The sequence below is a fragment of the Neolewinella antarctica genome (assembly GCF_011927835.1).
Lineage (GTDB): Bacteria > Bacteroidota > Bacteroidia > Chitinophagales > Saprospiraceae > Neolewinella > Neolewinella antarctica.
In genome coordinates, this window is record NZ_JAATJH010000001.1 from 229,466 (window position 1) to 242,347 (window position 12,882).

10 protein-coding genes are annotated in these 12,882 nt (G+C 55.4%); 2 read left to right on the forward strand and 8 right to left on the reverse strand.

Annotated elements, in window-relative coordinates; all coding sequences use genetic code 11:
- Positions 1 to 95 precede the first annotated feature (95 nt).
- A complete protein-coding gene (locus tag GGR27_RS00940) occupies positions 96 to 1,526 on the forward strand; it encodes a dihydrolipoyl dehydrogenase family protein (RefSeq protein WP_168035525.1) in 1,431 nt (476 codons plus the stop codon).
- A gap of 203 nt (positions 1,527 to 1,729) precedes the next feature.
- Here GGR27_RS00940 and GGR27_RS00945 read toward each other — a convergent pair whose 3' ends face one another.
- Together GGR27_RS00945 and folK are read right to left on the reverse strand one after the other, a co-directional pair.
- Positions 1,730 to 3,217, reverse strand: a complete 1,488-nt coding sequence (locus tag GGR27_RS00945) for a Na+/H+ antiporter NhaC family protein (RefSeq protein WP_168035526.1) — start codon at positions 3,215 to 3,217, stop codon at positions 1,730 to 1,732.
- Between the two features lie 47 nt (positions 3,218 to 3,264).
- The gene (gene folK, locus GGR27_RS00950) at positions 3,265 to 3,729 is read right to left on the reverse strand and encodes a 2-amino-4-hydroxy-6-hydroxymethyldihydropteridine diphosphokinase (protein ID WP_168035527.1); all 465 of its coding nucleotides are present in this window, start codon (positions 3,727 to 3,729) and stop codon (positions 3,265 to 3,267) included.
- 32 nt (positions 3,730 to 3,761) lie between these two features.
- Here folK and GGR27_RS00955 point away from each other — a divergent pair, with 32 nt between their 5' ends.
- Positions 3,762 to 4,406: a deoxynucleoside kinase gene (locus GGR27_RS00955; RefSeq protein ID WP_168035528.1), complete on the forward strand. Its 645-nt coding sequence runs from the start codon at positions 3,762 to 3,764 to the stop codon at positions 4,404 to 4,406.
- Positions 4,407 to 4,556: 150 nt separating this feature from the next.
- Here the strand turns inward: GGR27_RS00955 and GGR27_RS00960 are convergent, their stop codons facing one another.
- The 6 genes from GGR27_RS00960 to GGR27_RS00985 form a co-directional block, all read right to left on the reverse strand.
- The gene (locus tag GGR27_RS00960) at positions 4,557 to 5,135 is read right to left on the reverse strand and encodes a type 1 periplasmic binding fold superfamily protein (RefSeq protein ID WP_245184353.1); all 579 of its coding nucleotides are present in this window, start codon (positions 5,133 to 5,135) and stop codon (positions 4,557 to 4,559) included.
- A gap of 667 nt (positions 5,136 to 5,802) precedes the next feature.
- The gene (locus GGR27_RS00965) at positions 5,803 to 9,120 is read right to left on the reverse strand and encodes a TonB-dependent receptor (protein WP_168035529.1); all 3,318 of its coding nucleotides are present in this window, start codon (positions 9,118 to 9,120) and stop codon (positions 5,803 to 5,805) included.
- A gap of 157 nt (positions 9,121 to 9,277) precedes the next feature.
- A complete protein-coding gene (locus GGR27_RS00970) occupies positions 9,278 to 10,018 on the reverse strand; it encodes a DUF4197 domain-containing protein (protein WP_168035530.1) in 741 nt (246 codons plus the stop codon).
- Positions 10,019 to 10,167: 149 nt separating this feature from the next.
- A complete protein-coding gene (locus tag GGR27_RS00975; protein ID WP_168035531.1) occupies positions 10,168 to 11,142 on the reverse strand; it encodes a potassium channel family protein in 975 nt (324 codons plus the stop codon).
- Positions 11,143 to 11,239: 97 nt separating this feature from the next.
- Entirely contained in the window at positions 11,240 to 11,926 is a 687-nt protein-coding gene (locus GGR27_RS00980) for a DUF2490 domain-containing protein (RefSeq protein ID WP_168035532.1), read from the reverse strand.
- Positions 11,927 to 11,950: 24 nt separating this feature from the next.
- Positions 11,951 to 12,718, reverse strand: a complete 768-nt coding sequence (locus tag GGR27_RS00985) for a DUF2520 domain-containing protein (RefSeq protein WP_168035533.1) — start codon at positions 12,716 to 12,718, stop codon at positions 11,951 to 11,953.
- Between the last annotated feature and the right edge of the window lie 164 nt (positions 12,719 to 12,882).

Consider the following 12,882-nt stretch of genomic DNA (forward strand, 5'->3'; position numbering starts at 1 on the left):
ACTTGTGTTTTCTTATCCGCATAGTACTTGCCATAATGGATTAGCCGGAGAACAACTTAAGGCAAATATCACTTCTCCCACCAAGATATACCCACATGAAATATACGCACGATCTCATCGTCATCGGCGCCGGCGCGGCTGGCCTCGGCGCGGCCGGTTTTGGCTCCACCATCGGCCTGAAAGCTGCTTTAATTGACAAATCCGCCAAGAATTTCGGCGGTGACTGCCTGAACTACGGATGTATACCGAGTAAAGCGTTGTTGCACGTCGCCAGCCAGTTTGCCGGGGCGAAGGCGGCGACGGACTTTGGGCTCCGGGTGGACGGTAAAGCCGACTTTAAAAAGGTAATGGCGTACGTGCACCAACAGCAGGACGTTATTCGCGCGCTGGAAACGCCGGAGCAGTTCGCCAAAAATTACGGGACGGACACCATCGTCGGGACGGCGGAGTTGACGGGGGACCGCGAAGTGACCGTCAACGGGAGAAAACTAACCGCGCGGAAGATCGTACTGGCGACGGGCTCGGTTCCCAGACAGTTAGACGTGCCCGGGGCGGACCTAGTAAAACAGTGGGATAACGAATCCATTTTCTGGGAGCTGGAGGAGCTACCGGAAAAGTTACTGATCGTCGGTGGCGGACCGATCAGCTGCGAGCTTTCACAGGCGTTCGCGCGGCTGGGTAGCCAGGTAACCTTGCTGGTGCGGGGCGAGCGGATTTTGGATAAGGACCCCGACATTATGGGGAATATTTTGGCGGAGCGCTTACGCCACGACGGGGTCGATATTCAGTTCGAGACGGAGGTAGCGAGTTTTACCTCCGCCACGCAGGCGGAACTCAAGCATGGTAAGTCGTTGGAGTTTAGTCACATACTGGTGGCGATCGGCCGTAGCGTGCGGACGAAAGGCATCGGCCTGGAAAACGCTGGGGTTGAAGTCAAGGACGGGAAGATCGTCGCCGACGCCTATTACCGTACGACCAACAAAAATATCTTCGCCATCGGCGATGCCTACGGGCGGGAGATGTTCAGCCACGGTGCGGAGAAACACAATACGGATCTGTGGATCAACCTGCTCAGCCCGGTCGACATTAAGCACAAGCTCAATAAGTTTACCTGGGTTACGTTCACCGATCCGGAAATCGCCCAGTTCGGACTGACTAAGGAGCAGTTGGACGAGCAAGGAATCAACTACGAAACCATCGAGCAACCCCTCGAACACGATGACCGGGCGGTGGCGGCGGATTTTCAGTACGGCCACCTCATCTTATACGTCAAAAAGGGATTGTTCGGCGGTGGCAAATTACTCGGTGGCTGCATGGCGGCTCCCGCGGCGGGGGAGATGATTCAGGAGTTGCATTTATTGCAGACACTCGGGAAGAAGTATAGTAAGCTGACGAATAAAATCTACGCTTACCCCGTGGCTAGTCGGATCAATCAGAAGGCGGCGCGGGACCGGGCGGCGGGGCAGTTGGAATCGCCGGTGGTGGCGCGTGGTTTGCGGGCGGCTTTTCGGTTGCAGCATCGCTAGTTTTGGGGTGCTTCCGGTATCGCTCCGCGGTTTTCCAGAGGAGGTGGGAAGAGGGAAAAGAAGAGAGAAGAGGTTTTGGCGATGTAGTATTTGGGTGCTTTCTTAATGTTTTGGCTTCAATGCTGCTATTGGCGGTTGGCGCGGCCGCGGGTGCGAGGAGAAGTGGTTAGGAGAAAAGTCGAGAAAGCATACCAGCAGTATTCTTATAGTAATCCTAGTACTAAGTATAATCCCGCCGCCAGCCCACCGGCAATGCTCGCATAAGGAAGTTGCGTTTTAACGTGGTCGACGTGGTCCGTAGCCGAAGCCATGCTACTAAGAATGGTCGTGTCCGAAATGGGGGAACAGTGGTCGCCAAAAACGCCGCCACCGAGCACGGCCGCAATCGCCATCAGCACGTTAGCGTCCAGATCGCGCGCCATGGGGACGGCAATGGGGATCATAATGGCGAACGTACCCCAGCTCGTGCCCGTGCTGAAGGCGATGAAGCAGGTGACGAGAAACACCAGGAAGGGAACAAGCCCGGGAGATACGAACCCCTTGGCAACGTCGGCCACGTAGATGCCCGTTTCCAATTTTTTGCAGAGGGCGCCGATGGCGAAGGCCAGCAACATCAAGAGCGCCAGCGGGATTAAGCCCGCAATTCCTTTTAACACCAAATCAACGGACTCTCGAACCCCGAATATACCCTGCGCTTTGTAGTACGCCATGCTGATTAGTATACTCAACGAAACTGCCACGAGCACCGCCGTAGAACCCGATCCGCTGCCAATCGCCTGAAAAACCATCTCCCCGGCACCCGCGTCCGCGCCCAATACCTCCCGCGCCCCCGCCCAGCCCGTGTAGGCGAGCATGAAGGGCATGAAGACGACCATAATCAGAATGGGGACGATCATATTGGCCGCCCGCTTCGGAACGCCCTCCTTCGCCGAAATGTCCGTTAATTCCGTATCGACGACCGGCGTGGACCCTTCGCTGAGTACCCGGCCGCTCTCCGCGCGGATGGCCGCCTTGCGCATCGGGCCGAAGTCCTTTTTTAGCAGGATTATCACCGGAACCGTCGCCAGCGCGAACAGCGCGTAAAAGTTATACCCCAACGCCCGAATCATCGTCGCAAAGGGGTTAACGAACCCCTCCGCGGCGAGCAGAGTCATGATGAACGCGCCCCAGCCGTTAAATGGAATCAGGATGCTACTCGGGGCCGAACTGGAATCCGCGATGTACGCCAGTTTTTCCCGGCTCAAGCCCAGCTTATCGAAGATCGGCCGGTACAGCGTACCAACCGTCAGGACGCTAATGCTCGATTCGACGAAGATGAGCGCGCCGGTCAGCCAGGCGAGTAACTGCACCACCACCTTGCCCCGGCCCGTTTCCTGCGCTTCGTACTTACGCAAGCGCCGCTCCACCAACTCTATGAACCCGGCCACCCCGCCCGACCGCTGCATGAACACGATCAACGCGCCCACCAGCGCACAGAACATGATCGTGCGCGTGTTACCCGCATCGGCGAATACGTCCACCAGACCCTGCATCGTCTCCAGAAAACCCAGCCAGGGATTACCACCCGCCAGGATGACGTAGCCCAGAAAAATACCGACGAGCAGACTGATAAAAACCTGCCGCGTCAGGATCGCCAGAATGATGGCGATGACGGGGGGAAGGAGGGTGAGGATGCCGAGTGATTCTGCCATGGGGTGCGGTTGAACCGACAAACTACGGCGGGTGGACCAATATCGCGCTAGCGGGCGCCGAAAGGCATGAACCCGGGCAGATCAGCAGCCAGCAAGCCACCAACAAAATCCCGCTCGCGCCACCAGGGGTGGGGGAGGCTGAGGCGTTCCGTTTCCAGGCGGATCCGGTCCACGAAGATGATGTCGATGTCACAAGTACGCGGGCCCCAGTGGAGTTTTCGCTCCCGGCCGAGCCCCCGCTCGATGGCCTGGGTCGTGTCGAGTAAGTGATGCAGCGTTTCGGTCGGTGAAGTGCTCCACTCGCGCTCCGTGAATACTGTCGGGTCGACCACAATCACCTGGTTGAGAAAATCAGGTTGCTGCTCGACACCCCAGGCGGCGGTTCTCAACTCACGACTCCGGGCAACGATGGGGCCGATTTCCAGTTCGATGTGTTGCCGCGCCGCCGCGAGCATAGCCGCTACGTCGCCAACATTACCGCCGAGCGCGAAGGTGATTTGCCTGATTTTCATCCAGATATTTTATATCATTGCGGAACTAGCCCATGGACCAACCGCAACTACCCAATTTCATCGCCGTCGAAGGTAACATCGGCGCCGGAAAAACCACCTTCGCGACCCGTCTGGCGGAAGAGCGCAACCGGCGGCTCATCCTGGAAGACTTTGCCGATAACCCCTTCCTCGCCCCTTTTTACAAAGAGCCGGAACGATATGCTTTCCCCGTCGAGCTTTTTTTTATGGCCGAGCGGCACAAACAGTTGCAGGCTGAGTTGGCGCTGACGGACTTATTCACCACCGGGGTCGTCGCCGATTATATCTTCGTAAAAACACTCCTCTTCGCCCGCAATACGCTGGATGAAGAGGAATTCCGCCTATTTAGTCGAATCCACAAGACGATGGACGCCGGCTTCCCACACCCCGATCTCATCGTTTACCTTCACCGCCCGGTCGCCGTGCTACAGGCTAACATTGCCAAACGGGGGCGGGACTATGAGCGGGATATGCAGGACGATTACCTCACGTCGGTGGAACGCGCTTACCTCAGTTACTTTGGTACGCAAAAGGACGCGCCGGTGCTAATTATTGACCTAGGTGATACCGATTTTGTGCAGGAACCGGCCGTTTACGGCAAAATTGTTGATGCCATCACCGGTACAAATCACGTTGGCGTGAAGACGGTGGTTATTTAATAATTAACAATCCGCGGCTGGCTTTGCACTAAATATAAAAAGCCACGCAACCGCAGAAGGTACAGATTGATAACGTATCAGCCTAAGCTAAGGGACGTTTTCTGTGTTTCTGCGATTCCGTGGTGGAAAATTCACATCACTTTGTCTGGGTTAGTAGGAGGTAGCGAAGGTGACTTCCACGTCCGTTTCTCCACCCGCCGGGGTTGGGTTACTGATTGATACGCCGGCCGCACTTTTATCGGGCTCGTGGCGTAGGATGATGGTGAAGTTGCCGCTGCTGGGCGCGCCGGTCGTAACGGTTGTTTCCAGGCCGAGTGGGTTGCCGCCGGTATCTACGTCCGCATAAGTAACCGTTAGGTTGAGACCCGCGGTTTGGGTGAAAAATACTTGGTGATCGAGCGCTTCGGTGCGGACTTCGGCCGTGACGTCCTCCACGTCGAGAGTATCCGAGGCGTTTGTAAACGTCAGCTTCCCGTTGTAAGTGGTGCTGGGTAGTAAGGTTCCAGTTTGGCTGGTGTCGGGTTGTACCGGGCCGTCTCCGTCGCGGTCCACGAAAGAAAAAACAACCGTTTCACCGGTGCCGGTCGTGGGTACGAGGGTGAAGGTTACGTCGGTAATCACTTCCTCTTCGTTGGGTACTACGGGGTCATCGTCGTCCGCGCAGGAGGGTAGGCTGAGGCAGAGAGGTAATAATAGGAGCGCAAGAATACGCATGCTACTGAAGAACATGTAAATTGATTTATGGGGTTTAGAAAACAATGCCAGCGAAGGTAAGCACGCTCAGGCGTTAATGCAACAGTGCTGCGATAATATCGCAACGAAGTTGCATTACAATAGTAAGCGCGTCCCCTGCCGGACCGCTTCTAGGGCGTTAATTTAAATATTCTGCGACAGCAGCTGGGAGGCATTCAACCACGAAAGCACTCCCGTCCAAGCCGCCGGACCGGGTGACACCCTATTGGGTGTTTAATGGCTTCATCGGACAAATTCTCGTCCGCCGCACCCTCACTGGTGGTGTTCAGTGGTATTTCGCCGGGTGTAAGCGGGGCAGGCATCACAGCGGGCCGTGTACGATCGTATGCACTTTCGCTTCTCGACTTGCGATCGGGTCGAGTAACTGGCCGAATCGTCGGGTTGAAAACGACCAGCGGTCACCGGACTGATTAGTACAAGGTCATGCTGCGGGGCGTACGCGGGCTGGCTAAGTTTTTTGCGCGGTCGCGGGTGCAGCGTTTGTCGGGAAATAAGCAACGGTAATGAGTACAATATTTCATCAAACTTTGCTCCTACGGTTCTTTGCCCGGCACCCGCGACCGCGCCTACCGTATTAACTACACAAAACACCCCCGCCGGCCTGCGCCGACGGGGGTGTTCGTAATTAAGAGATCCGCAAAAGTTACTTGAAGATGTAACGGACACCCAGCTGCATGGTCCAGCGGCTGCTGCGCAGTCCGGTATCATCCAGGCTATCTTCGAAGAGCTCGTCCGAATCTATTCCGTCTAAGATTTCACTGTTAACGGTGTAAGTAGGTACGCCTTCATCGCTGATGTCGTCGAGGTTCAGCAGGGTGTAGCTACCAAATCCACGGCGGTACTGGCGGCCCCATTCTTTGTTCAACAGGTTGTTCAAGTTGAACACGTCAATGGACAACTGAATCACGTTTGACTTGCTGCCCGACTGAACTTTGAAGGACTGGAGAAAACGCGCGTCAAAGATGGTCTTGAAGGGGAGCGCGCTGGAGTTCCGCTCCGCGTAGCCACCACGATTGTCGCTCAGGTAATTATCATTATCGATGAATGCATCGAGTGCAGCGTACTGGTCGGCGGCGGAAATACCATCGTCATTAGCTACCAATCTCACGTCAGTTGAAGTAGCCGGGATGTAGGCGACTTCATTGAAGTTAAATCCACCGTCATCCACAAAATCGCGATTCTGTGCCCCCACGACGTAAGTATAGTACCCACCATTCTGACCGTTCATGAAGACGGAGAAAGTTTGACTGCTCTTCTCACCTTCGAAGGTGTACGCCACGTTACCAAACACGCGGCCACCGGGGGAGAAAGTCGAACGCTGTACGGGACCGTCGTTGTTCCGACCTTCGGTATCGTAAAGTCCCCGCCACTGCGAACTGTTCTGGCTGGAAGTTCCGTCAAATAAAGAGAAGGAAGCACCGTAGGAGTAACCCAGGGACGCTACGAGACCTTTGTAGTATGGCCTTTGCAGCACTACGGAGCCGTTGTAGCTGTAACCCTTATCAGTATTCGTGCCGAGGTAAATACCGCCGTCGTAGTCAGTATCCAGGAACTGGATTTCATCCGTTTCGGGGTTGTCATCGTTGTCAATATTCACGTAGTACACGCGATTGTCCGGCGTACCGGTTAGACGACGCTGCGCAGCTGGGTTCAAATCAAGGCGCTGGTAGCGTACGTAGTTGTTGAACTTCGTGTACAGGCCTTCAACCGTAGCGATGAGGCCGAAGGGTAGTTTATAATCCACGGCCAAGTTGAACATTGTCGTTTGGGGAAGCTTGAAGTCCTCGGCGAACAAATCAATTTGTCCTCCGGGAACGGGGTTGTCCACGTTGACTTCTCCTGGGACTTGCGTATTCGGGTCGGGGTTAAAGACAACGGCGTCGGACTCATCGTCCTCAATGCGGCGGCTACTAATGTTGAAACCGTAATTATTGAACGAACCGCCGGGCCACACCAACGGGATGCGACTGGTGAAGATGCCGATACCACCGCGCGCTTGCAGCGTTTGATCTCCCAAAACGTCGTAGTTGAAGGAAATCCGGGGGCTGAACGCGAGTTGCGTGTTGATGAACTGGCCCGTCTTCGCACCTTCTAAATCATAGCCAACTTCCGTTAGTTGGGGAATAACATTATCGTTGAAGTCAGCATTCAGTGGCAGGTCAGCCGACCAGATGGGGACGTCGACCCGGAGACCACCGGTTACCCGTAGGCGCTCGTTGACGGTGTATTCGTCCTGGACGTAGAAGCCGATTAGGCTCTGGCTAATGGTAGACTCCGCCGCGCTCTCGTCGCCAATGACGTTGTCTACCTGGCTGAAACTGCGCTCGAAGCGGCTGGCGGGTAAACCTTGGTAGAACTGCTGGAGGCCGGTAATGCTGTCGTTACCGTTAAAGTCGTAATCACCGTAATTCTGACGAATGAAGAGGTTATCCGCCCTGAAAAATTCAGCATTTACACCAACCGTGATGCTGTGACGCCCTTTGTAGATGGAGAGGTCGTTACGGATCGTTACGATGTCCTGACTTAGTGAGTTTGCGGTACTGAAGGGTTCGCTACCGAACTGGATGTCACCGTTTCCGCCGTCGCGAATATTGACGACGGGGAAAGGGGCACCGAGCGGATCGCGATCATCCCGTACGAAGGTACCGCCGATGGTCAGGTTGTTCGCCATGTCGCCGAAGAGGCTGTTGAGTTCTACGGCGGAGCTGTTCGTCTTGGAGACAAAGGACTGCGAACCGTTAAAGAATCCAATATCACGGGTGCCTGAATTTCGGGCACCAATATTTTCGGCCTCCACGTAGGAGTGGCGGACGGATAGTTTGTGGATCGGGCTGATGTTAAAGTCGAGCTTACCGATGAGCTTGGTACTGTTGAGTGACGACGTATTATTGTCGAAGGTACCCACATCGTAACCGTACTCGTCGCGCACGAAGTCGGAAAGCTGCGTGATGGCAGCGGCATCGGAATCACCCTGGTAGTTGTCGAAGTCAAAAACGTTGGGCGTCTCGTCGCGCTGAATTTCAGCGTTGACGAAGAAGAATACTTTGTTTTTAACCAACGCGCCTCCGAGGCGGGCACCGTAAGTTTTGGCGCTGAAGTCACTGATCGAAGGATAGGTGAAGTTGCCGTCTTCCGTTTCAAAACCGTTATCGCGCGTCAGACCGTCGTTGCGGAAGAAGTAGTAAGCAGAGCCTTCCAAATCATTCGTACCGGAGCGCGTTACCGCACTGATGGCACCACCGGCGAATCCACTCTGGCGAATGTCGAAGGGCGTAGTCGCCACCACGAACTGCTCAACGGCATCGATGGAGATGGGGGAAACACCGGTCTGGCCACCGTTCGTGCCGGAGCCAGAAAGACCAAAGGCGTCGTTGTTCACGGCACCGTCAATGTAGATGGAGTTAAAGCGGTTGTTCTGTCCGGCAATCTGAATGGCTCCGTTGTCACCCTCGATGCGGGCGAGTGGATTCAAACGGACGAAATCCGCAATACCACGGCTGACGGTGGGGAGCGAGTTAATCACTTCCTCACTGATGGTTGTTTCCTGCCCCGTACGGCTACCGTTGAAAATATCCGAGCGGTTAGCAATTACTTCGACGCCGGTCAATTCCACCGCGCCGGAACCCATCTTGGGGCTAAACGAGAATGCCTGACCCAGTTGCAGGGAGACGTTTTCTCGGATTATTGGCTCGTAGCCTACGTAAGTAGCGGTCAACGTATAAGGACCACCAACCCGCATCCCCGGAATCCGGAAAAAGCCGTCGAGATCCGTGACGTTACCGTAAGTGGAACCGGAGGGCGTGTGCACCGCCTGAACGGTGGCTCCGATTAACGGCTCACCGGAGTCGTTGTCGGTGATCTTCCCAAAAATGGAAGCCGTGGTGACTCCCTGTGCGGTGGCGGCAACGGACATAGCCAGCACCAGCAGCAGCGTGCCAAAAAATGAAGTAAATATCCTCATGTGAGAAATGGTTTGGTTAGTTGATTAGACCTCAAAGATACCACACCCGGCGGGTGCAATTCTGGCACGAAGGTCCAAACCAAACCGCGGCTCAATGTTAACTGTAAATTAAGTCTGTACCGCCCACTCACATTCGGGTAACATCTGCGGGCGCGCGCTATTTATCCTGCCGCGCGAAGACTTGCCGCAACAGTTCGGTATTCCGCAAAGCGGGGCTCTGGCGCAACTCCGTTTCCTTTACTTCGATCAGGCCAAACATTCCTTCCAGGGCGCGACCGGTGACGTAAACGTCTAACTCCGGGTTCGTTTTTTTTACGAACGGGATTTTATTGTAAGCCGTCACGACCGTCCGCCATAAATCAGTGGCGTTTACTTCGTCGAGCGAGTTTTTGATAACCGGTTGGAAGGCCGTTACCAGCGATTTCGTCGTGTTGCCCTCCAGGTAGCGGGTGGCCGCATCTTGCTCGCCCATGAGCAAATTCATGGCATCCTTTATCGTAAGCCCCTCGATGGCGTCGACAAAGATCGGCGCGGCCTTTTTGGCGGCCAACTCGGCGGCTTTGTTGAGGCGCTCGGTCAGGTCCTGCTGCACGTTGCCGAATCCCGGTAGCGCGCTTACTTTGCTAATGATCGACTCCGCTTCTTCCGGTAGTAGGATTTTGTACGGGCTGGCGTAATACCCATTCTCGCTCGATAGTTTGGTGACGGCCTTGTCGACGCCCTGGTTCAGCGCTTCCTTCAGGCCCTCACCGATTTTGTCTTCCGAAAGCGGCCCATCGCCACCAAGTACTTCATTTGCCTGCGATTTGAGGCGGTCCAGCGTTTTACCGAATTGCGCCTGCGCCGGGGTCACGAAAAAGATAGCCAGGGCGATAAAGAGTAAGTTACGTAGTATCATAGTTGCGAAGGTTGTTCCAGCGTTAGCAACGGCGCTGCTCGCCAGAGCGTTGTGCGGCGGTCGTTAAGATTTTCGCAAAGTGATTTGACGCTGACGCTCGCGATTTAACCGGTACACCATTGATTACCAGGCTCGAGTATTAAACTAACTCAGTCAATTCCTTCGTAGACTTCTCGCCACGTTCGCCCCGACTGTTGTAGCAAAGCACCGAGGCGTTTCTCGTTTTCGTCAATTGCGTTGGCAAATCCCGCCATTTCGGGAACCCGTGACGTCCACTTGTGCCGCAACCTCAGTAAGTCTTCATTGCCGGTCAGTTGTTGTTCCGACATCCGGGCTATTTCCAGGAACCGCCCGCGGACACGATCGATACGCTCCAGGTGCGCCGTGACTTCCTCATTATCCCGGTAAGTGATGCGCATCGCTGCCGTGGCTTCGTGAAAAGAGGCTAACTGAGCCGCCGCGGAAAAAGCTTCCTTGTCGGAAAGGAAGTAGTGAACGATGGGGTAGCAGATGTGGTAACTCGAATGGGTGTTGATTAGCGTCACGATGTTGTCGACGCGGTCGGTGAATAGCTTGGCGTCGGGGGTGGTCGTAAAATAGTCGTAGAGCTCCAGCGGCGTGTTACCCATGCTGGAGATAAAGGCGGCCAGGTTCTTCTTGTTGTTGGCCGCGCCCATCACGTTGATGATGTAGGTAATGGCGGTCGTGAGGACAAAAAAACCAAGGATCGCGTACGTGATGGTGCAGTAGCGACTAAAGTTATCGCCCGGCACGTAGTCACCCGTGCCCAGCGTGGATAGCACGTAACCGGTAAAGTAGATTCGCTCGGGAAAGTTAGCGGCTTCCTTCGTGGTGGAGTTAATCACCATTTCATCAAAACCGGAAAAGAGCAGCAATCCGCCGATGAAGAACAAAATAATCCAGGCCAGCAGGGTCGAGATCAATTGGATGGCGCCGATCCAGCGCCGACCATTATCGCTGCGGGGCTGGTACAAATTAGCTATCCACGCATTGACGTTGGTGGATATGCTTGCGGCTCCGTTACCAGACAGCGTGGTGAACAGAAAATCGAAGAGTACGCTTCCAATCAGGAGGAAGCCGGTAAATGTCAAAATCCAGTCCATTAGTCACGTTGATTCCATCAAAAATGATGGGGCGCAAAGATGGCAAAGATTTTGTCGCCCTGGGTCCGGGCCCGGTCCAGTATTCCAGCTACCGTTACTACCACCGCAGTCGCCGACCGAACGGGCGCCGGTATTTCCACTTCCGTAAGCGACCGTCGGGCAGTACGAAGTCAGCGTAGAGACCATATGTGTACGTCTCCTTGCGGGGCCCCTCGTTGATGTCGCTGTCGATCCGGAAAAAAGCTTGCAGGGCGAACTGAGCGGTCACGGCCCAGTCGAGCCCGGCCGTGTACCGATTGCGGCTCCACTCGTTGCGGCGGTCGAAGCGGTAACGGCTCTCGTAGTCCACCACCACCTTGAAGGATTCAGTGAGGTTAGCCGACAACCCCAACCGTTGCCGTACCGCGACTTGCTGGCCACTACCGTCCGCCCCGATGGGAAAATCTTTTTGAAAGCGCGTTCGGGTGGAGAATTTGAATGGCCCGGGAAGGTCGCGCGCGTAGTTGAGGTCGGTAAACAACCTAAATTCCTGCCCGCCGCCCCGCTCGATCTCGTAGCGGCCGGCCACGGTTACGTCGATGGCTTCCCACACCTGGTAATTCCCGCCTACCATCAGGTAATAAGTGCCTTCCGCGGCCTGGTTGGCGTTGCGTCGGTATTCCGCGGCGAGGTCGTACCCCCAGTTTTCCGTGACTTCGTGCTCAAAGTCCACCCCGTGCCAAATCTCGGACTGCGAGAAGAGGTGGAGCGGTAAGGTGAGCAAGGTTAGGAATAAGAATTTCATGCGAGCGGACGAGTACGGAATGAGTCAATTCGCAAGCCCTTCCTGAATCAAGTGACTCAGTAAGCGGTAGAGCCGCGCAAATTCCGGGTGGCCGTTGAGCAGCTTGAGGTGCTTTTCCATGGTTACTTTATCCTTGCGGGCCGCCGCGCCCGTTTGAAAAAGGCGGGGTTCGTCCCCTTTCTGTCGGTTCGCCGTGTTGCGGATGATTGGTAACAAGGTACTAAATGGAATGCCCTTTTCGGCGCACAGCTCGTAGCTGATCTGGTACAGCCAGGTCACAAAGTTATTGCTGAATACCGCCGCTAAGTGAAGTTGGCCACGTTGCTGACTGTTAAGCGGGTAGGTGGTCCAGCTTAAGTCTTCGACTACGCTCTGGACTAAAGCCAGCGTCTCCGGGTTCGAGCCCTGGTAGGCGATTGGCATGTCGCGCCAGGTGGTGGGGCGCTGACCCTTCAGCATGCTCCGGATGGGCCACATCACACCCCGGTTCGTAAACTGGGCGTCGATCTTTTTCATGCCCGTTGCGCCACTCAGGTGGACGACTGGCGTAGTTAACGGTAGCAGTGTGGTGAGCAGGTTGGAGACCGCCGGTATTTCACCGTCGGGGACGGCCAGCAGGACCAGCGTCGGCCGTAACTGGGTCAGGTATTCGTAGCGTTCCAGCTCCACCGGCCACTCGAATTCCGGGTCGGGGTGCCGGCTCACGACGACCACTTCGTGCTTCAGACGTTTGAGCGCCGGGACGAGGTGCCACGCCAAATTACCGTTACCAACAACCACTATTTTCTGCATCGGACGCAAATGTACTTGGGCGCGGTCGCGGGTGCAAGGTTATGGGGCAAAGGCGCAAAGATTTTACCTACGTGACTTTATCGGGTCCGCGCAAAACTAAAGGTTGAGGGCATACTGTCCGAAAGTAATGGCGACAATGCTTCCGCACGAGGGTTCGGGCAGGA

What these genes read in the sequence shown, in the direction of transcription:
- GGR27_RS00970 (WP_168035530.1), bottom strand. Translation starts at nt 10,018, where the DNA reads ATGATACTACGTAACTTACTCTTTATCGCCCTGGCTATCTTTTTCGTG.
- GGR27_RS00980 (WP_168035532.1), bottom strand. Translation starts at nt 11,926, where the DNA reads ATGAAATTCTTATTCCTAACCTTGCTCACCTTACCGCTCCACCTCTTC.
- GGR27_RS00960 (WP_245184353.1), bottom strand. Translation starts at nt 5,135, where the DNA reads ATGTTCTTCAGTAGCATGCGTATTCTTGCGCTCCTATTATTACCTCTC.
- GGR27_RS00975 (WP_168035531.1), bottom strand. Translation starts at nt 11,142, where the DNA reads ATGGACTGGATTTTGACATTTACCGGCTTCCTCCTGATTGGAAGCGTA.
- GGR27_RS00945 (WP_168035526.1), bottom strand. Translation starts at nt 3,217, where the DNA reads ATGGCAGAATCACTCGGCATCCTCACCCTCCTTCCCCCCGTCATCGCC.
- folK (WP_168035527.1), bottom strand. Translation starts at nt 3,729, where the DNA reads ATGAAAATCAGGCAAATCACCTTCGCGCTCGGCGGTAATGTTGGCGAC.
- GGR27_RS00985 (WP_168035533.1), bottom strand. Translation starts at nt 12,718, where the DNA reads ATGCAGAAAATAGTGGTTGTTGGTAACGGTAATTTGGCGTGGCACCTC.
- GGR27_RS00955 (WP_168035528.1), top strand. Translation starts at nt 3,762, where the DNA reads ATGGACCAACCGCAACTACCCAATTTCATCGCCGTCGAAGGTAACATC.
- GGR27_RS00965 (WP_168035529.1), bottom strand. Translation starts at nt 9,120, where the DNA reads ATGAGGATATTTACTTCATTTTTTGGCACGCTGCTGCTGGTGCTGGCT.
- GGR27_RS00940 (WP_168035525.1), top strand. Translation starts at nt 96, where the DNA reads ATGAAATATACGCACGATCTCATCGTCATCGGCGCCGGCGCGGCTGGC.